Origin of the sequence: Salmonella sp. 2020_1459 (assembly GCF_043847915.1) — a bacterium.
Classification (GTDB): Bacteria; Pseudomonadota; Gammaproteobacteria; order Enterobacterales; family Enterobacteriaceae; genus Salmonella; species Salmonella enterica.
The window spans coordinates 340,183-360,280 of record NZ_JBCMFA010000005.1 but is presented as its reverse complement, the minus strand read 5'-3'; the positions used below and the strand labels follow the sequence as shown (position 1 = coordinate 360,280).

The 20,098-nt window shown below is 54.6% G+C and carries 15 protein-coding genes; 9 read left to right on the top strand and 6 right to left on the bottom strand.

Annotated features, from left to right (window positions below; translation table 11 throughout):
* Positions 1-22: 22 nt before the first annotated feature.
* Positions 23-871, bottom strand: coding sequence for a MurR/RpiR family transcriptional regulator (locus tag ACH0VJ_RS15395; RefSeq protein WP_000995692.1), 849 nt, complete (start codon positions 869-871; stop codon positions 23-25).
* Positions 872-986: 115 nt separating this feature from the next.
* Between ACH0VJ_RS15395 and murQ the strand changes: the two genes are divergently transcribed.
* The 4 genes from murQ to tadA are packed head-to-tail and all read left to right on the top strand — an operon-like array spanning position 987 to position 4,467.
* Entirely contained in the window at positions 987-1,880 is an 894-nt protein-coding gene (murQ, locus tag ACH0VJ_RS15390; RefSeq protein WP_001048534.1) for an N-acetylmuramic acid 6-phosphate etherase, read from the top strand.
* Positions 1,881-1,890: 10 nt separating this feature from the next.
* The gene (locus ACH0VJ_RS15385) at positions 1,891-3,252 is read left to right on the top strand and encodes a PTS transporter subunit EIIC (protein WP_000361659.1); all 1,362 of its coding nucleotides are present in this window, start codon (positions 1,891-1,893) and stop codon (positions 3,250-3,252) included.
* Positions 3,253-3,255: 3 nt separating this feature from the next.
* A complete protein-coding gene (gene yfhb, locus ACH0VJ_RS15380) occupies positions 3,256-3,891 on the top strand; it encodes a phosphatidylglycerophosphatase C (RefSeq protein ID WP_000253558.1) in 636 nt (211 codons plus the stop codon).
* Between the two features lie 24 nt (positions 3,892-3,915).
* The gene (gene tadA / locus ACH0VJ_RS15375; RefSeq protein WP_001134564.1) at positions 3,916-4,467 is read left to right on the top strand and encodes a tRNA adenosine(34) deaminase TadA; all 552 of its coding nucleotides are present in this window, start codon (positions 3,916-3,918) and stop codon (positions 4,465-4,467) included.
* 50 nt (positions 4,468-4,517) lie between these two features.
* On the opposite strand, the gene mltF is transcribed toward tadA, so the two are convergent.
* A complete protein-coding gene (gene mltF, locus ACH0VJ_RS15370; protein ID WP_000734249.1) occupies positions 4,518-6,062 on the bottom strand; it encodes a membrane-bound lytic murein transglycosylase MltF in 1,545 nt (514 codons plus the stop codon).
* Entirely contained in the window at positions 6,063-6,293 is a 231-nt protein-coding gene (locus tag ACH0VJ_RS15365; protein ID WP_001669324.1) for a hypothetical protein, read from the bottom strand.
* A gap of 24 nt (positions 6,294-6,317) precedes the next feature.
* Here ACH0VJ_RS15365 and purL point away from each other — a divergent pair, with 24 nt between their 5' ends.
* From purL to glnB, 5 genes are all read left to right on the top strand, one after another.
* Entirely contained in the window at positions 6,318-10,205 is a 3,888-nt protein-coding gene (gene purL, locus ACH0VJ_RS15360; RefSeq protein WP_000970044.1) for a phosphoribosylformylglycinamidine synthase, read from the top strand.
* Between the two features lie 649 nt (positions 10,206-10,854).
* On the top strand, positions 10,855-12,285 hold the full coding sequence (qseE, locus tag ACH0VJ_RS15355) for a two component system sensor histidine kinase QseE/GlrK (protein WP_124753197.1): 1,431 nt from the start codon (positions 10,855-10,857) through the stop codon (positions 12,283-12,285).
* Position 12,286: 1 nt separating this feature from the next.
* On the top strand, positions 12,287-13,051 hold the full coding sequence (qseG, locus tag ACH0VJ_RS15350) for a two-component system QseEF-associated lipoprotein QseG (RefSeq protein WP_001054237.1): 765 nt from the start codon (positions 12,287-12,289) through the stop codon (positions 13,049-13,051).
* Positions 13,051-14,385: a two-component system response regulator GlrR gene (glrR, locus tag ACH0VJ_RS15345; RefSeq protein ID WP_024131115.1), complete on the top strand. Its 1,335-nt coding sequence runs from the start codon at positions 13,051-13,053 to the stop codon at positions 14,383-14,385. Before qseG ends, glrR begins: the two co-directional genes overlap by 1 nt.
* Positions 14,386-14,461: 76 nt before the next feature.
* The gene (gene glnB / locus ACH0VJ_RS15340; RefSeq protein ID WP_000717694.1) at positions 14,462-14,800 is read left to right on the top strand and encodes a nitrogen regulatory protein P-II; all 339 of its coding nucleotides are present in this window, start codon (positions 14,462-14,464) and stop codon (positions 14,798-14,800) included.
* 48 nt (positions 14,801-14,848) lie between these two features.
* On the opposite strand, the gene dtpD is transcribed toward glnB, so the two are convergent.
* From dtpD to cadB, 3 genes are all read right to left on the bottom strand, one after another.
* A complete protein-coding gene (dtpD, locus tag ACH0VJ_RS15335; protein ID WP_000856793.1) occupies positions 14,849-16,309 on the bottom strand; it encodes a dipeptide permease DtpD in 1,461 nt (486 codons plus the stop codon).
* A gap of 55 nt (positions 16,310-16,364) precedes the next feature.
* A complete protein-coding gene (gene cadA, locus ACH0VJ_RS15330) occupies positions 16,365-18,509 on the bottom strand; it encodes a lysine decarboxylase CadA (protein ID WP_001100652.1) in 2,145 nt (714 codons plus the stop codon).
* An 82-nt stretch (positions 18,510-18,591) separates the two neighbouring features.
* The gene (cadB, locus tag ACH0VJ_RS15325; RefSeq protein ID WP_000100009.1) at positions 18,592-19,929 is read right to left on the bottom strand and encodes a cadaverine/lysine antiporter; all 1,338 of its coding nucleotides are present in this window, start codon (positions 19,927-19,929) and stop codon (positions 18,592-18,594) included.
* Positions 19,930-20,098 lie beyond the last annotated feature (169 nt).

Sequence of the window (20,098 nt, the reverse complement as noted above, 5' to 3'; positions counted from 1 at the left end):
GCATGAGGCGGAAGAGCCATTTTCAAACCAGTTTTTTTACCAGCGCCTCGCTATGGCGAATACGCTCCGGCGCCCGCTCTAAATCCTGTTGTACCAGCGCCATAAACAGTAAGTCGGTCAACATCATTTGCGCATGTGTCGAAGAGATAGCGGCGCTGCGCGTCGCCTGCTCTTCAGCAATCGTATACAGACAGTGAGTGGCGCGCTGCTGCAAGGCGTTGGGAGAAAAACCGGTAATGGCCAGTATTTTCGCGCCTGCGCGTAATGTTTCGTCCGCCGCCAGGTTCAGCTCGCGCCGCTCCCCGGAATAAGAGATCGCCAGCAGCAGATCCTCCGGTGCCAGCGCCTGCACCGTCGCCAGTAGGGCGTGCATATCGCGCTCAACCACCGCGTTAATGCCAATCTTCAGTAGCTTCCAGGCAAAATTTTGCGCCACCAGCCCAGAGGCGCCAATCCCGGTGATCACAATACGGCGGGCGTGGCGTAGCATCGTGACGCTTTCTAACAGTTTTTCTTCACTGTTAACGTCCAGCGTGGCGTGCATCGCCGCCACATTCTCTTTAATTAATTTTTCCCCGACCAGGCGCATCGGATCGTCGCCGCGAATCTGGTTATGAACGGGAACGGAATGCGGATTAGGATTGCTGGCCAACGCTTCGCTGATAGCCAGTTTCAATGCCGGAAACCCTTTAAACCCCAGTTTTTGCGCGAACTTGACTACGCTGGATTGGCTGACGCCCGCTTCGGCCGCCAGTTGCTGCGAGCTCAGATGTCGCGCCGTATCCGGTTGCGCGAGCAGATAATCCGCCAGTTTCCTGTCGCTTTGCGCGAGATCCGGATAACGCTGGCGAATACGAATCAAACAGTTCATGAGCAGCTCCTGCGAAACGTGATGGCGACGACAAAACGTAATTTCACTCGCCTGGGGGAATATTCTATTCCATCATGGACGCTTATTATGAATTAAAAATTCCAGAGGGACAAAAATGAATCTTGGTACCTTAGTGTCTGAAACCCGTAACCCGCAAACGATGGATCTGGATGCGTTGCCTACTCCTGAATTAGTTAAGCGTTTTAATGAACAGGATACGCGGGTAGCGGAAGCAGTAAAAGCCACTCTGCCTGACGTTGCGCGTGCGGTGGATGCCGCTGCGGCGGCGCTGAAGTCTGGCGGACGTATCATCTATATGGGCGCGGGCACCAGTGGTCGGCTTGGCGTACTGGATGCCTCAGAATGCCCCCCGACGTTTGGCGTTCCGCACGGTCTGGTCGTCGGGCTGATTGCCGGTGGGCCGGGCGCGTTGCTGAAAGCGGTCGAAGGCGCGGAAGACAGCCAACAGGCAGGCGAAGACGATCTTGTCGCGCTAAATCTGCAAGAACAGGATCTGGTCGTGGGGCTCGCGGCGTCGGGTCGTACACCCTATGTGATTGGCGGCCTGCGCTATGCGCGACAGTCCGGTTGTACCACTGTTGCCGTCTCCTGTAATCCAGATTCGCCGATTGCGCGGGAGGCTAATATCGCTATTTCTCCCGTTGTCGGGCCGGAAGCGCTTACCGGCTCCACGCGGCTGAAATCCGGCACCGCGCAGAAAATGGTGCTCAATATGATTTCTACCGGCGCGATGGTGAAATTCGGCAAGGTCTATCAAAACCTGATGGTGGATATGAAAGCCACCAACGTCAAACTGGTCGATCGCGCGTGTCGGATGGTCGTTGAAGCGACCGGGATAGGTCGTGAAGAAGCAGAAGCGTTGCTGAAACAGACCGATTTTGAGGTTAAGCCCGCCATTTTGATGGCGCTTACGGGGCTGGATGCTGCAGCCGCCAGGGAAAAACTCGCCGCTCATCAGGGCTTTTTAAGGGCGGCGTTAGAACACTAAAGAGGTGTGTATGGATAAGACGGCAGCGCTCGCCAGCGACATTTTACGTGGTATCGGCGGAGAGCAAAATATTCTGCGCCTGGAAAACTGTATGACGCGAGTCAGGGTGGAGGTACAGGACGACAGCCAACTGGATATTCCGCGCTTAAAAGCGTTGCCTGGCGTCAGTGGATACGTAAAGCAAGGGGAGCAACATCAGCTGATCGTTGGGCCGGGGAAGGCTGCGCAGGTGGTTGATGCGATGCGCGTGCAGATTGCCGCAGGTGGTGTAAAGCCGGACGATGCTATGGCGCGTACCAAATCTGAGGCGAAAGCGAAGTATAAAGCGCCGATGAGCGATGCGTTGCGTAAGCTGGCGAATGTTTTTATTCCGCTTATCCCCGCCTTTATCGCATCCGGCTTGATTACCGGCATTATCAACATTCTTAAACGTCCGGATATCGTCGGCGATGTTGCCGTCCACTATCCTAACCTGCTGGGCCTGATGGGGATATTTGGTAGCGCGGTGTTCGCTATCATGAACATTCTTGTTGGCGTCAATACCGCGAAAGTCTTTGGCGGATCGCAGGCGTTAGGCGGCGTGATGGCGGGGATCCTTTCCAGCCCGCAACTGGCGCAGATTACGCTCTTTGGCGAGGCGCTTCAGCCGGGACGGGGCGGCGTTATCGCCGTCCTGCTGGTGGTGGCGTTAATGTGCTGGATTGAGCGCCAGTTCCGTAAGCTGCTGCCGGGGTCGCTGGAGTTAATTCTTAACCCTTTATTGACGACTGTTATCACCGGCGCGGTAGCGATTGTCGCTCTGCAACCGCTTGGCGGCTGGATTTCAGACGCTATCGCTCACGGCGCGTCCTGGGCTATCGATCGCGGCGGTTTTCTGGTGGGCGCGGTGTTAGCCGGAACCTTCCTGCCGTTGGTACTGACCGGGCTGCATCAGGGGCTGGTGCCTATTCATGTGGAGCTGGTGCAAGCGCACGGCTATAACGCGCTGTTTCCCATCCTGGCGATGGCGGGCGTTGGTCAGATAGGCGCGGCCATTGCCGTACTGATGAAAATCCGCAATGCGCGACTCAAAAAGGTGATTAAAGGCGCGCTTCCGGTCGGACTGCTGGGGATTGGCGAGCCGCTGATTTTTGGCGTCACGCTGCCATTGGGTAAGCCATTTATTGGCGCTTGCCTCGGCGGCGCGGTAGGCGGGGCGTTGATCAGCTACTGGAAAGTGGCGACGGTAATTACCTTTGGTATTTCCGGTTTGCCGCTGGCATTAACAATTGTTGCCGGAAAAGTCCTGTTCTATCTGTTAGGCTATTTAATAGCGGTAATTGCCGGGTTTATTTTTACCTGGCTGCTGGGGTTCAATGATCCAGAGGAGTAAGGTTTGGTCAGCCACGAGCGTCGTGTCGTCTTTTTTGATTTGGATGGAACGTTACATCAACAGGATATGTTCGGCAGTTTTCTGCGTTATTTGCTGCGCCGTCAGCCGCTAAATGCGCTGCTCGTACTGCCGCTGTTGCCCATTATCGGTATCGGTTTACTGGTAAAAGGGCGTGCGGCCCGCTGGCCGATGAGTCTGTTGTTGTGGGGCTGTACTTTTGGCCATAGCGAAACGCGTTTGCAGGCGCATCAGGCGGATTTTGTCCGTTGGTTTCGCGCTAACGTCACGGCGTTTCCGGTTGTACAGGAGCGTCTGACCACCTATCTATTGAGCTCTGACGCGGATATCTGGCTTATTACCGGTTCTCCACAATCATTGGTAGAGCAAGTCTATTTTGATACGCCGTGGTTGCCGCGCGTTAACCTTATCGCCAGCCAGATGGCGCGACGGTATGGCGGCTGGGTATTAACCGTGCGCTGTCTGGGCCATGAAAAAGTCGCGCAACTGGAACGTAAAATCGGTACGCCGTTGCGTCTTTATAGCGGCTACAGCGACAGCAAACAGGATAACCCGCTGCTTTATTTTTGCCAGCATCGCTGGCGGGTGACGCCGCACGGCGAGTTGCAGCAGCTCGAATAGTGAAACGCATAGCGTCTGTGTATAATGCCGCCCGCTTTCATTACCGGAGTTACCTCTTTGTCTGATGTCGAATTAGATCACGAATACTGGATGCGCCACGCGCTGACGCTGGCGAAACGCGCCTGGGACGAACGCGAGGTCCCGGTTGGCGCGGTATTGGTGCATAACCATCGCGTCATTGGCGAAGGCTGGAATCGACCCATTGGCCGCCACGATCCTACTGCGCACGCTGAAATAATGGCGCTGCGTCAGGGGGGGCTGGTATTGCAGAATTACCGGTTACTGGATACCACGCTGTATGTCACGCTGGAACCCTGTGTGATGTGTGCAGGCGCTATGGTGCATAGCCGCATTGGACGCGTTGTCTTTGGCGCGCGCGATGCAAAAACCGGCGCGGCCGGATCGCTAATTGATGTGCTGCACCATCCGGGAATGAATCACCGGGTCGACATTATTGAAGGGGTGCTGCGCGATGAATGTGCGACGCTGCTCAGTGATTTTTTCCGTATGCGTCGTCAGGAAATTAAAGCCCTGAAGAAAGCCGACCGTGCGGAAGGCGCGGGGCCGACAGTATAGCGCAATGCCGGATAAGACGTTGCGCGTCGCCATCCGATAAGACCATCGCGCTATTTTTCTTCTTTCTTCTGCGGCGTAAACAGTAAAGACGGCGAATGCGTCAGGTAGCCTGATGACTGCGATAAAAACGACAGGAGGGGGAAGGGCGCTTTATTCAGCTCCTCCGGCGACACCGCCGGGTAATCCTGCGCCAGTTTCATGGCTTCCGCTTCCTGCTTTTCTTTTTCCTGCAAATACCCCACCAAACTTATCTGGTATTTACGGATATTTTCCACATAAGCATAAGCCTCATGTCCACGCGCGTAACCGTAGGTTAGCTTACTGTAATACGGTTTTTGGCTTAACAGCGGCAAACGCTGCTTCACATCGGTCCAGCTATCCGGATTGCCTTTGGTTTTTACCGTCAGCGATCTGGCATCGAGCATGTGCGCATAACCCATATTGTAGGCGGCTAAGGCAAACCAGATACGCTCGTCTTCCGGAACGGTTTCGGGAACTTTAGCCATCATATCTTCAAGATAGCGAGCGCCGCCGCTGATGCTTTGCTCCGCATCGGTACGGTCGGTCAGCCCCAGACTTTGGGCGGTATTTTTAGTCAGCATCATCAGGCCGCGCACGCCGGTTGGCGAGGTCGCCAGCGGGTCCCAGTGTGATTCCTGATAAGAAATCGCCGCCAGCAGGCGCCAGTCTATCTCTTTGGCATATTTTTTAAATAACGGTTCCAGCTCCGGCAGGACGTTATCCACCGCTCGCAGGAAAGAGCGGGTATCAACGTAGTCGAAATCATCGCCATGTCCCAGATATTTCTCTTCGATCCGCGCCAGAGAACCGTCTTCATTGATCGAATTGAAAAAATCGAGCAGCGCGGCGGAGAGCGTATTATCGTCGTCCAGTCGGCTAAACCAGGTCACGGGCTGTTCATCCGTGACATCCAGCGCCACGGCCAGCTCGGGATGAACGCGCTGAAACAGACTGATCGCCACTGAATCGGCAATGGTGTAATCCAGTTTGCCGCTGATGACCTCTTCCAGCAGCGTCGTCGAGCCTTTTTTATCATCCACTTTCCAGCTCAGGTCGGGAAACTTTGTCTCTTTTAAACGCTGTAAGTCATTGACCACGACGTGCCCTGGCGCAATGGTAAGCTGATTCTCGTTAACGGTCGCCAGCGAACGTGGGCGATATTGTCCGACCCGGTAGACGAGCTGTTGCGAAACCGAGTAATACATGGGACCGGGCTGATAGTTTTTAACGCGTGCGCTGTCGTAGACCAGCCCTGCCGCGAGCAGGTCGGCATTGCCGTTATCCAGATCGTCAAACAACTGGCTGATATTCTGGCGCACCGTCACTTTCAGCTTCACGCCGAGATAGTTGGCGAACTGCTGCGCCAGTTCATAGTCCAGACCATATTTTTTACCGTTGATAACGGAATAGGTTAATGGCGAGTCGATCGTACTGACGCGCAGTACCCCCCGGGCTTGAATCGCGGCGATATGGTTTTCGGTTTTACCGAACCAGGGGATTGAGGGCCAAAGGGCTGCTGCCAGCAGCAGCGTCAATATGCCGATGAACAGATAATTAATCTTTAATTTTTTCAATTAGTTAATTCTCTGGATCGTGCGTTGCCTCGGGCTGAAAATGATGTTTTGCTGCAATAGATAAGTCATTAATGAGCGGCATTTTGCGTAACAATGCGCCAGTTGGCAACTTATTCGCAACGATAGCCGCACCGTATGACAAGAAAAAGCGGTGATTTTATTTCTACGCAAACGGTTTCGTCGGCGCGTCAGATTCTTTATAATGACGGCCGTTTCCCCCCTTGCGCACACCGAAGCTTAGAAGACGAGAGACTTATGATGGAAATTCTGCGTGGTTCGCCTGCACTGTCTGCATTCCGTATCAATAAACTGCTGGCGCGCTTTCAGGCTGCCAACCTCCAGGTCCACAATATATACGCTGAGTATGTCCATTTTGCTGACCTGAACGCCCCGTTAAATGATAGCGAGCAGGCGCAGCTTACCCGTCTGCTGCAATACGGCCCGGCGCTTAGCAGCCATACGCCGGCGGGTAAACTCCTGTTGGTCACACCGCGTCCTGGTACCATCTCCCCCTGGTCTTCAAAAGCAACGGATATCGCCCACAACTGCGGCCTGCAACAGGTTGATCGGCTGGAGCGCGGCGTAGCGTACTATATCGAGGCTTCGACGTTGACGGCGGAACAGTGGCGACAAGTGGCCGCAGAGCTGCACGACCGTATGATGGAGACGGTGTTCTCTTCTTTAACCGATGCGGAAAAACTGTTTATCCACCATCAGCCTGCGCCGGTTTCCAGTGTCGATCTGCTGGGAGAAGGCCGTCAGGCGTTAATTGACGCCAACCTGCGTCTTGGTCTGGCGCTGGCGGAAGATGAAATCGACTATTTGCAGGAGGCGTTTACCAAACTGGGACGCAACCCGAACGATATCGAATTGTACATGTTCGCCCAGGCGAACTCCGAGCACTGCCGCCACAAGATTTTTAATGCCGACTGGATTATCGACGGTAAACCGCAGCCGAAGTCGCTGTTTAAAATGATTAAAAACACCTTCGAAACCACGCCGGACTATGTGCTCTCTGCCTATAAAGACAATGCCGCGGTGATGGAAGGATCTGCGGTGGGGCGCTACTTCGCCGACCACAATACCGGCCGTTACGATTTTCATCAGGAGCCCGCGCACATTCTGATGAAGGTCGAAACGCATAACCACCCAACCGCCATCTCTCCGTGGCCGGGGGCGGCGACCGGTTCCGGCGGCGAAATTCGTGATGAAGGCGCCACCGGGCGTGGCGCGAAACCAAAAGCCGGGCTGGTGGGCTTCTCCGTTTCCAACCTGCGTATTCCGGGCTTTGAACAGCCGTGGGAAGAGGATTTTGGCAAGCCGGAACGTATTGTCACCGCGCTGGATATCATGACCGAAGGTCCGCTGGGCGGCGCGGCGTTTAACAACGAATTTGGTCGCCCGGCGCTGACCGGTTACTTCCGTACCTACGAAGAGAAGGTCAACAGCCATAACGGTGAAGAGCTGCGCGGCTACCATAAGCCGATCATGCTGGCGGGCGGGATCGGTAATATTCGCGCCGATCACGTGCAGAAAGGCGAGATCGTTGTTGGCGCGAAGCTGATCGTCCTTGGCGGCCCGGCGATGAATATCGGCCTCGGCGGCGGCGCGGCATCGTCAATGGCTTCCGGCCAGTCTGATGCGGATCTCGATTTTGCCTCTGTTCAGCGCGACAACCCGGAAATGGAACGCCGCTGCCAGGAGGTGATCGACCGCTGCTGGCAGTTGGGCGACGCCAACCCAATCCTGTTTATCCATGATGTGGGCGCGGGCGGTCTCTCCAACGCCATGCCGGAGCTGGTGAGCGACGGCGGGCGCGGCGGGAAATTCGAACTGCGCGACATTCTTAGCGACGAGCCGGGCATGAGCCCGCTGGAAATCTGGTGTAACGAATCCCAGGAGCGCTATGTGCTGGCGGTCGCGGCTGACCAGTTGCCGCTGTTCGACGAACTGTGTAAGCGCGAACGCGCGCCGTATGCGGTCATTGGCGACGCTACCGAAGAACAGCATCTCTCGTTGCATGATAACCATTTCGACAATCAGCCGATCGATCTACCGCTGGATGTCCTGCTGGGCAAAACGCCGAAAATGACCCGCGATGTGCAAACATTGAAGGCGAAAGGCGATGCGCTGAACCGCGCGGATATCACGATTGCCGACGCGGTAAAGCGTGTTCTGCATCTGCCGACCGTGGCGGAAAAAACCTTCCTTGTCACTATTGGGGACCGTACCGTCACCGGTATGGTGGCGCGTGACCAGATGGTTGGCCCGTGGCAGGTCCCGGTGGCTGACTGCGCGGTCACTACCGCCAGCCTCGACAGCTACTACGGCGAAGCGATGTCGATTGGCGAGCGCGCGCCGGTGGCGCTGCTGGACTTTGCCGCCTCCGCCCGTCTGGCCGTCGGTGAAGCGTTGACTAACATTGCCGCGACGCAGATTGGCGATATCAAGCGCATCAAGCTTTCAGCTAACTGGATGGCGGCAGCCGGTCATCCTGGCGAAGATGCCGGTTTGTATGACGCGGTTAAAGCGGTGGGAGAGGAACTCTGTCCGCAGCTTGGCCTGACGATTCCGGTGGGCAAAGATTCGATGTCGATGAAAACCCGCTGGCAGGAAGGTAACGAACAGCGCGAAATGACCTCGCCGCTGTCGCTGGTGATTTCCGCGTTTGCCCGCGTGGAAGACGTGCGTCACACCCTTACGCCGCAGCTGTCAACGGAAGATAACGCCTTGCTGCTGATCGATCTTGGCAAGGGCCACAACGCGCTGGGCGCAACGGCGTTGGCGCAGGTCTATCGTCAGCTTGGCGACAAACCCGCGGACGTGCGTGACGTCGCGCAACTGAAAGGCTTCTATGACGCCATGCAGGCGCTGGTCGCTGCGCGTAAATTACTGGCCTGGCACGACCGTTCCGACGGCGGTCTGCTGGTGACGCTGGCCGAGATGGCCTTTGCCGGCCACTGCGGCGTGCAGGTCGATATCGCCGCGCTGGGCGATGACCATCTGGCCGCACTGTTCAACGAGGAGCTGGGCGGCGTGATTCAGGTACGCGCTGAAGACAGAGACGCGGTCGAAGCGCTGTTGGCGCAGTACGGCCTTGCTGACTGCGTCCACTACCTTGGTCAGGCTCTGGCTGGCGATCGCTTTGTGATTACCGCTAATGACCAGACGGTATTCAGCGAAAGCCGCACTACGCTGCGTGTCTGGTGGGCGGAAACCACCTGGCAGATGCAGCGTCTGCGCGACAATCCGCAATGTGCCGACCAGGAACACGAGGCGAAAGCGAATGATGCCGATCCGGGCCTCAACGTGAAGCTGTCGTTTGATATTAATGAAGATATCGCCGCGCCGTACATTGCGACAGGCGCACGACCGAAAGTCGCTGTACTGCGCGAGCAGGGGGTGAACTCTCACGTGGAGATGGCGGCGGCGTTCCATCGTGCGGGCTTTGACGCGATTGACGTCCATATGAGCGACCTGCTGGGCGGTCGTATCGGTCTGGGTAACTTCCATGCGCTGGTGGCTTGCGGCGGCTTTTCCTACGGCGACGTGCTGGGGGCGGGCGAAGGCTGGGCGAAATCCATTCTGTTTACCCCTCGGGTGCGCGACGAATTCGAAACCTTCTTCCATCGTCCGCAGACGCTGGCGCTGGGCGTGTGCAACGGTTGCCAGATGATGTCGAATCTGCGCGAGCTGATCCCGGGCAGCGAACTGTGGCCGCGTTTTGTACGTAACCATTCTGACCGCTTCGAAGCCCGCTTCAGCCTGGTAGAAGTGACGCAAAGCCCATCGCTGCTGCTGCAAGGAATGGTAGGCTCACAGATGCCGATTGCGGTTTCCCATGGGGAAGGGCGCGTTGAGGTGCGTGACGATGCGCATCTTGCCGCGCTTGAGAGCAAAGGCCTGGTCGCTCTGCGCTACGTTGATAACTTTGGTAAGGTGACCGAAACCTATCCGGCTAACCCGAACGGTTCGCCGAACGGCATCACGGCGGTGACGACCGAAAACGGTCGGGTGACGATTATGATGCCGCATCCGGAACGCGTATTCCGCACCGTCGCCAACTCCTGGCACCCGGAAAACTGGGGCGAGGATAGCCCGTGGATGCGTATCTTCCGTAATGCGCGTAAGCAGCTTGGTTAATTAGCCCGATAGCCATTAAGCCCCTCTTCACGAGGGGCTTTTTTGTAGACGGCGCTTATCAGGCCCACGGGGAAGCGCGGTTGAAGCTACCGTCTTGAACGTCAAGCGGTAGGCCGGATAAGGCGTTTACGCCGCCATCCGGCAATAAACTAGTGCTTATGCCGCAAGATTAAAGTGTCGGGAAATCCCGACATGAGTGGGGGATAGGTTGTCGCCAAAAAGAGACATTTAACTATTTGATTTTAAATTGTTTTATTTTTAGGTGTTGCAGGTGTTGCTGATTGGCGACAGAAAGGGCAAAAAACAGACAGAGCCATTTTTAGCATGAATAACGATATTTTTCATATCTATCATTGTGTTAACAAAGTCTTTTGAATGTTGGCACAATTACTGCATAATGATAACCAGTGGCTCATTCACCTTCTTATGTCAGCCCCTTAGGGACGCGCTACATAAACTTCGAATGACGCACAACAAGGTGCCTGCCGTCCAACTTCTGATAATAGCGTAGCTTTATCAACCTCCGGGCGAAACGTCGAGTTAGGCACCGCCTTATTCCATAACAAAGCCGGGTTTAGCCCGGCTTTGTTGTATCTGGCGCTTCCCTCGGTTAGCATCTTTTTTATTCTTCTTTTATGTGAGCGACACGTTGAAGCGCTGGTCTGTTTTCCCCCGTTCTTTACGACAATTGGTCATGCTGGCCTTTTTGCTGATCCTGCTGCCGTTGCTGGTTCTGGCCTGGCAGGCGTGGCAAAGCCTTAACGCGTTAAGCGATCAGGCTGCGGTGACTAACCGCAGCACGCTTATTGACGCCCGGCGCAGCGAGGCGATGACCAACGTCGCGCTGGAGATGGAGCGAAGCTACCGACAGTATTGCGTGCTTGACGATCCGACGCTGGCAAAAGTGTATCAAAGCCAGCGTAAGCGCTATAGCGATATGCTGGACGCCCATGCCGGCGTCTTGCCGGATGATAAGTTGTATCAGGCGTTACGCCAGGATTTAAACGCGCTGGCGCAATTGCAGTGTAAAGATAGCGGCCCGGAAGCGGCAGCGGCCGCGCGTCTGGAGGCCTTTGCCAACGCGAATACGGAAATGGTGCAGGCGACGCGTACTGTGGTTTATTCGCGTGGGCAACAGTTACAACAAGAAATCGCCGAGCGCGGACAATTTTTCGGCTGGCAGGCGCTGGTGCTATTTCTGGTGAGCCTGGCGATGGTGCTACTTTTTACCCGCATGATTATCGGGCCGGTGAAAGGAATTGAACGGATGATTAATCGCCTGGGCGAAGGCCGTTCTTTAGGGAATACCGTCACCTTTACCGGTCCGCGTGAATTACGATCGGTGGGGCAGCGCATTATCTGGCTGAGTGAGCGTCTGGCGTGGCTGGAATCCCAGCGCCATCAGTTTCTACGTCACCTGTCCCATGAGCTGAAAACTCCGCTGGCCAGTATGCGCGAGGGGACAGAGCTGCTGGCCGATCAGGTGGTTGGGCCGCTGACGTCGGAGCAAAAAGAGGTGGTCGATATTCTGGATGACAGCAGTCGTAATTTACAAAAATTGATTGAGCAATTGCTTGATTACAACCGGAAACTGGTAGACAGTGCCACAGAGCTGGAAGCGGTCGATATCGCGCCGCTTGTGGATATGGTGGTTTCCGCCCACAGTTTGCCTGCCCGCGCTAAAATGATGCATACCGATGTCGACCTGGAGGCCGAACGCTGCATAGCAGAGCCCATGTTGCTGATGAGCGTGCTGGATAATCTCTATTCCAACGCGGTGCACTATGGCGCTGAATCCGGTAACATTTGTATCCGTAGTCGCTCTCAGGGCTCCACGGTTTATATCGATGTGGTTAATAGCGGCGAACCGATTCCGCAAACCGAAAGAGAAATGATTTTTGAGCCTTTTTTCCAGGGAAGCCACCAGCGAAAAGGGGCGGTAAAAGGCAGTGGGTTAGGGCTGAGTATCGCCAGAGATTGTATTCGTCGAATGCAGGGAGAGATCCAACTGGTGGATGACAACGCGCAGGAAGTTTGTTTTCGCATCTCGCTGCCATTGCCTGCATCTGACAAACACTAATATGAATTTAAGCCTGGTGCGTATGTCACACGTTTTCGTCCAAACTATTAAACGATGCCTTTTGCGGTGGGGAATACCGGTGGGCATATCGTGTCTGGCGCTGACCGCATGTGTTCCCCATGCTTCACAGCAACTGCCCGGTAGCGCAGCGCAGGACACGCTCCCCCATTATCAACTGGCGGATTATCTCCCGACGGCGTGCGCGGATATCTGGTCGCTACGCGGGCAGGCGGTGGAGACGAATCCGCTGTACTGGCTACGCACGATTGACTGCGCCGATCGTCTGATGCCGGTTCAGTCGCGCGCAGAGGCGCGCGCGTTGACGGATGATAACTGGCAAAATGCCTTCAGGCGCGGGATCTTACTGGCGGATGCAAAAATTACGCCGCCGGAGCGGCGCGCCATAGTGACCCGTCTGGAGGCGTTAAGCGCGCAAATACCGGCTCAGGTACGGCCCGTCTACCAAATCTGGCATGACGGTCAGGCGCTGCAATTAGCACTTTCTGCCGAACGTCAGCGTTATAGCAAACTCCAGCAAACGTCAGATAGTGAGCTGGATGCGCTGCGCCAGCAGCAACAGGCCTTGCAAACGAAGCTCGATCTTACCACCCGTAAGCTGGAGAGTTTAACCGATATTGAGCGCCAGCTTTCGACACGAAAACCGGCAGGGAATTACAACGCCGATACGCCGCATACGAATGACAAACCCGCGACGTCTGAAGATGGCGCGGCGCCGTCGCCGTCACAAGATGAGGTAACGCCATGATAAGCCGTAAACCGGCGCACCTGCTGCTGGTCGATGACGATCCCGGATTACTGAAATTGCTCGGTATGCGCCTGACCAGTGAAGGATACAGCGTCGTGACCGCAGAGAGCGGCCAGGAAGGACTACGGGTACTACATCGGGAAAAAGTGGATCTGGTAATAAGCGACCTGCGCATGGACGAAATGGATGGTATGCAACTGTTCACAGAAATTCAGAAAGTACAGCCGGGAATGCCGGTTATCATTCTGACGGCGCATGGTTCTATTCCGGATGCGGTGGCCGCTACCCAGAAAGGCGTATTCAGCTTTTTGACGAAGCCGATCGACAGAGACGCGTTATATAAAGCGATAGATGAAGCGCTGGAGCAGTCCGCTCCCGCGACGGACGATAGCTGGCGCAACGCTATCGTTACCCGTAGCCCGCTGATGCTGCGACTGCTTGAACAGGCGCGCATGGTCGCGCAGTCGGATGTCAGCGTATTGATTAACGGACAAAGCGGCACCGGGAAAGAGATTTTCGCACAGGCGATTCATAATGCCAGCCCGCGCAGTAACAAGCCGTTTGTCGCCATTAACTGCGGCGCGTTACCGGAACAGTTGCTGGAGTCCGAATTATTCGGCCATGCGCGCGGCGCCTTTACCGGCGCAGTGAGCAATCGTGAAGGGTTGTTCCAGGCGGCGGAAGGCGGCACGCTGTTTCTGGATGAAATTGGCGATATGCCCGCGCCGTTACAGGTGAAGCTGCTGCGGGTGTTACAGGAGCGCAAAGTCAGGCCGCTGGGCAGCAATCGCGATATTGATATCGACGTGCGAATTATTTCCGCGACGCACCGCGATCTGCCGAAGGCGATGGCGCGGGGCGAATTTCGTGAAGATTTGTACTACCGGCTGAATGTCGTGAGCCTGAAAATTCCGGCGCTGGCGGAGCGTACCGAGGATATTCCGCTGCTGGCTAATCATCTGCTCAGACAGTCGGCACAGCGGCATAAACCGTTTGTTCGCGCCTTTTCTACTGATGCAATGAAACGGCTGATGACGGCAAGCTGGCCGGGCAACGTGCGCCAACTGGTCAACGTCATTGAACAATGCGTGGCGTTAACTTCTTCGCCGGTGATCAGCGATGCGTTGGTCGAGCAGGCGCTGGAAGGCGAAAACACCGCGCTGCCAACTTTTGCCGAAGCGCGAAACCAATTTGAACTGAACTATCTGCGCAAGTTACTGCAAATTACCAAAGGTAACGTGACGCACGCGGCAAGGATGGCGGGGCGCAACCGCACGGAATTCTATAAGCTACTCTCCCGTCACGAACTGGATGCGAATGATTTCAAAGAGTAGTTTTCATGCCGTAAAGTAGTGCGAAATATGTTACGTTTAACCGATCAAAACACAGGCGACCTTTTCAAGGAATAGCATGAAAAAGATTGATGCGATTATTAAACCCTTCAAGCTGGACGATGTCCGTGAAGCGCTGGCCGAGGTAGGTATTACCGGCATGACGGTCACTGAAGTCAAAGGTTTTGGCCGTCAAAAAGGCCACACCGAGCTGTATCGCGGCGCGGAATATATGGTGGATTTTCTGCCGAAGGTAAAAATTGAAATCGTTGTGCCTGACGACATCGTGGATACCTGTGTTGATACCATCATTCGTACCGCGCAGACGGGGAAAATCGGCGACGGTAAGATCTTTGTCTTTGATGTCGCCCGCGTTATTCGTATCCGTACTGGCGAAGAAGACGACGCGGCTATCTGATGTGCCGATTCGCTGCCCGTCTCCTCCTTGTGGGCAGCGAACCACCGTTTAATCGCCCTGCGGTAGCGCCGATGTAGTCCGGGTGCAAACCCATCTCAGGCCGACAATGGCGACGATCAGCGCCACGCAACTTAGCGTCCACTCGCCCATTTGCGAGAAAAAGTGTCCGTAGGCGGCTACCGCCGTATCACTAATTTGCGATTCCGTGGTTTGTTGCGCGACGACGCCAGCCAGCCAGTTAGCGACCGCGCCGGTCGCCAGCATATAAATACCGGTCAGCACGCCCGTGACGCCAGGCAGGTTGAGGCGGGTAATTTGCGCCATCGCGACCGGATCAATAAACAGCTCTGCAAAGCCCATCAGTGCCAGCCCTGCGATCATCATTCCCATTGATGCCTGCCCGTCTAACCGGGCCTGATGCGCGTTTAGCGCCAGCAGCATAAAACCGCCGCCCATTAATACCAGTCCCACGGCAAATTTAAGCCAGACGCGCAGCACCGAGCGGGCGCTCTCTTTCGGGCTGCTCAGCCACGCCAGCACCACGCCCGCCGCCATCACCGCAATCGCATTGACCGACTGGAACAATGCGGTGGGGACGGTCATGTTCAGCCAGTGGCGGTTGACAAAACGGTCGATGAATAAACTGATCGAACTTCCGCCCTGCTGCGCCAGAACCCAGAAGAGAGTGCCGGTGATCATTAACAGAACGATTTGCCACAAGGCGCGACGGTGTTCGGGAAATTTAACCATAATACGGGCGATAAGTTGCGCCGCGAAGACGCAGACAATGGCCAGCACATAGCCAGACCAGTTATTTTCCAGCAGGAGGGTGAAGAATACCGGCGCGATACACAGCATTAATACCAGCCAACCCCAGGTTGGAAGGGCGAATTTAACCGCCCGCAGCGCGGGGCGATTAACACCGCGCGTCTGCTGAAAGTGGCGATGACCGCTTAAAAAGATGAGCAGGCCGATGAACATTCCGACGCCCGCCAGCGCAAAGCCGACATGCCAGCCATACCACTGCGCCGCCAGACCACAGGCGATCGGCGCGGCTATCGATCCAATATTCCCGGCCGCGTAGAGCAGCGAGAATCCCCCGTCGCGGCGGTTGTCATCAGGGGCGTAAAGTTCGCCCAGCAGACAGCTAATATTGGATTTAAACAAGCCGTAGCCGCAGATAATAATGGCCAGCGCCGCATATAAACTCAGCGTTGAATCAGATTCTAAGCCCAATACCACATGACCCAGCGTCATCAATAAGGCGCCGGTGATAACCGCCACGCGGTTGCCAAGCAGGCGGTCGGCAAGCCAGCCGCCAAGAATAGGGGTAACGTAAACTAAAGAGGCGTAGGCGCTGAAGAGGTTGATCGCGTGGCTGTCATTAAAACCAAGCTGGTGGGTAAGATAAAGGATGAGTAAGGCACGCATGCCGTAAAAGCTGAAGTATTCCCAAATTTGAATCGCCACGATGTAAAAAATCGCGCGCGGTTGTGAGGGTGTTTTCATAAAGTCTCCTTGCTGCGTGAAAAAAGGGAAGTGGCAAGCCACTTCCCTTTGGTACTTATTTCGTATTTTCTTTCAGCACTTTAACGGTGTAACGTCCGTCTGCCTGACGATAGGCGCCGTGGATATCGGTTTCGAAGCCCGGATAGTGGGCGCCGATTTCGCACAGCATTTGCAGGAATTCCAGTACCGGACGGCTTTCCTCGGTGATCATTTCACCAGGCATCACCAGCGGCACTCCCGGAGGGTAAGGAAGGATCATGTTGGCGTTGACGCGTCCAACCATCTCTTCAAGATACACCTCTTCCGTTTCGCCATGCAGCTCTTTCTGGAACGCAGTATACGGCGTCATCACCATTTTCGGCAGCACTTCAAACGCACGGTACATTAAGTCCGGTAGATTATGATGTTCGACCAGTTTATGAATATTCTGTGCCAGTTCCTGGATGCGCATATTTTCATAAAACTCAGGCGCTTCGCGGTACAGTGCCGGCAGAATGTTTTTGACGCGCAGGTTCAGGTCAAAGGCGCGTTTAAATTCAGTGAGCGCGCGCAGCAGGCTCAGAGCTTTGGTTTTGTCGATACCAATGCTGAACAGGAACAGCAGGTTGTATGGACCGGTTTTTTCTACGATGATGCCGCGTTCATCGAGATATTTGGCGACCAGACTTGCCGGAATACCGAATTCATCCATCGTACCGTCTTTCTTCATCCCCGGCGTCAGGATAGTGACTTTGATCGGGTCGAGGTACATGTGTTCGTTATCGATATTTTTGAAGCCATGCCATGCGCTATCTGAGCGCAGCGGCCAGCACTCAGCTCCATCGATATGTTCCGGCTGCCATACGTCAAAGAACCAGCCGTCAGATTCGCTTTTCAGGCGTTTAATTTCTTTACGGAATTTAATCGCACGTTCAATAGAGCCGTTAATCAGGCGTTTACCCGCATTACCTTTCATCATCGCCGCTGCGGTTTCAGTAGACGCTACGATACCGTAGTGCGGAGAAGTGGTGGTATGCATCATGTAGGCTTCGTTAAAGGTTTCTTCGTTAATGTCGCCTTTAACATGAATCATGGATGCCTGTGAAAACGCCGCCAGCAGTTTATGCGTGGACTGGGTTTCATAAATGATTTTGCCTTCTACACGGTCGCCGCTCATACCGCATTTACCCTGATAAATAGGGGAGAAATTGGTATAAGGCACCCAGGCGGAGTCAAAATGAATGGACTTCACATCCAGAGTTTTCTTGATGTAGTCAGTGTTATACAACAGACCGTCATAGGTTGAGTTAGTAATAACAGCGTGGACCGGCCAGGTTGCGTTAGGCGTCTCTTTTACCCGTTTAGCGATAGTGGCGTGCTGGAACTCGCTTTGCGGAATACCGCCAAGAATACCGTAGGCGTTACGGGTTGGGCGGAAATAAATCGGCGTAATGTCGCTCATCATCATCAGATGGGTCAGCGATTTATGGCAGTTACGGTCAATCAGTACCGTGCTGCCTGCCGGCGCGGAGTACATACCGACGATTTTGTTCGCCGTAGAGGTGCCGTTCGTCACCATGTAGCTACGTTCGGCGTTAAAGACGCGGGCGATATACTCTTCCGCTTCTTTATGCGGGCCGGAGTGGTCCAGCAGTGAACCCAGTTCGGAAACGGAAATCGAAATATCGGATTTCATCGTGTTCGGGCCGAAGAAATCATAAAAGATGCTGCCGACGGGGCTTTTCTGGAAAGCGGTCCCGCCCATGTGGCCAGGCGTACAGAAAGTATATTTCCCTTCGCGCACATATTTGAACAACGCTTTTGTCAGCGGCGGCAGAATATTGTCGATGTATTCATCGGTATTCTGGCGAATTTTCGCCGCGATATCGGCTGCGGCGCCTAAAGCATATTCAAAGAAGCGAACCTGCATTCTCAGATCGTTGAGGCTGACGTCCAGCGTAGAGTAGCTGTTGGCGAAGGCGTACAGCGGCATATACTCGTTCAGCTTGCTAATCTCTTCGCAAAGCTCAAGGTTATATTTATCCCAGTCGAAAATGACGCCGCAAAGGCGGGAGTTATTTTCAATCAGCTTCAGCAGGTCTTCTCGGTCGTTTGGATAGACGATACGGAAATTTAAACCTTCCAGTGCACGATGCAGTTCACGAATAGGCTCTTCTTTAAAGTAGACGCCCATGTGGTTCATGATAGCAATAACGTTCATAGTCTTGTTCCTGGTAAAGTGGGCCCCTCCCGCTACGCTATAGCAGGTGACGAAAGGGGCTTTGAGAAAAAGGAGTTAGCGGTTAAAGCGCTTCAGCCGTATTGTTGTCGCTGTCGCTGTCGTTGTTCTGGCGCTGGTGCATTTTGCGACCGTAGAACATCAGGATGATCAGACTGACGATAAAGGTGCCGGAGAGTTCGAAGGAGCTGGCGCCCATCAGTGCGATGAAGCAAAATGCGCAGCCCAGTACAGAACAAATCAGGCTTACCGAGTTACGGATGTTGAACCCTTCGAAGCGAATCAGGTCAACACAGGAGTAGAAGTACGGCAGCATGGTAAGCAGTACGGCAATCCCGGTCAGTTCGCCGAACAGGTCGGACGCTTTACCGCCGCTGGAGTTCATGATGGTGATCAGAATCATCAGCGCCGTCATTTTCACCGCAGCCAACAGCAGACCTTTTTTCGGAATACCGTTTTTATCCATTTCACCGTAAATTTTCGGGAAGTTGCCGTCGTTGGCGGCGCGAACCCCAGCCTGGCCGACCAGCATCATCCAGGAGCCCAGAGACGTCAGGCAGGCGAAAGCGGTAAAGGCGGAAACCAGCGGCGCAGCCCAGCCACCCAGAATCGTGGAGGTACTGATAGCGAACGGCGCGCCGGAAGAGGCCATAACGGAAGCTGGGAACATCCCGGCGATAACCTGAGTCGCGGCGATATAGATGATGCCTGCCAGCGCGGTACCCAGCATGGTTGCCAGCGGTACGGTGCGTTTCGGGTTTTTCACCATGCCGGTGCTGACGGCGGCAGACTCAACGCCAACGAACGCCCACAGGCAGAGCAGAATACTTTTAACAATGGCGTGAGAGTCGGTCGTCGTGGACGTGTTCCAGTTCGCGTGATAGGTCGCGATATCGAACCAATGCCAGCCGGCGACTGCGGTCAAGACTACCGGGATCAGCACCAGGAATAGGCCAATCGTTGTCAAGCGGCTGACCCAGGCCCCACCCAGCATATTAATAAAGGTGAACAGCCAGACGATAGCAATACAGGCAATACCTGCCGGTATTGGATTATTTAATGCCGGGAAGAACGTAGAAAGATAAGAAACAGCGGTAATACCGATGGCTAAGTTACCAATCCAGTTTGCGTGATAATAAAGAACGCCGGTCTGGAAACCAAACGCCGGAGATATTTCCCCAGCATAAGCGATAGGGCCACCCTGTTGAGGGTTTTTGGTTGCCAGCCTCGCATAAACATAAGCCAGCGACATTGCCCCAATAATAGAAATTACCCAGCCCCAGATGGCAATGCCACCAATACTGGCAAGGTTGGCGGGTAATAATGCAATCCCGCTCCCCATCATATTACCGGCAACGACGCCAGTACAGGCAAATAGCCCGATCTTTTTGACAGAACTCATGTTCATTTCTCCTGAGCTGTATTTTTAAGAACCGGGCTTATGCTTCATATATGCTGCGTGCCCGTTCAACTGTCGACAAGATTAACGAATGAGTTGAGATAAGTCCTAAAGAAAAAGTGAAATAAACACAAACATGAAAAAACTGATAGATTGATTTTTTTGAATTAAC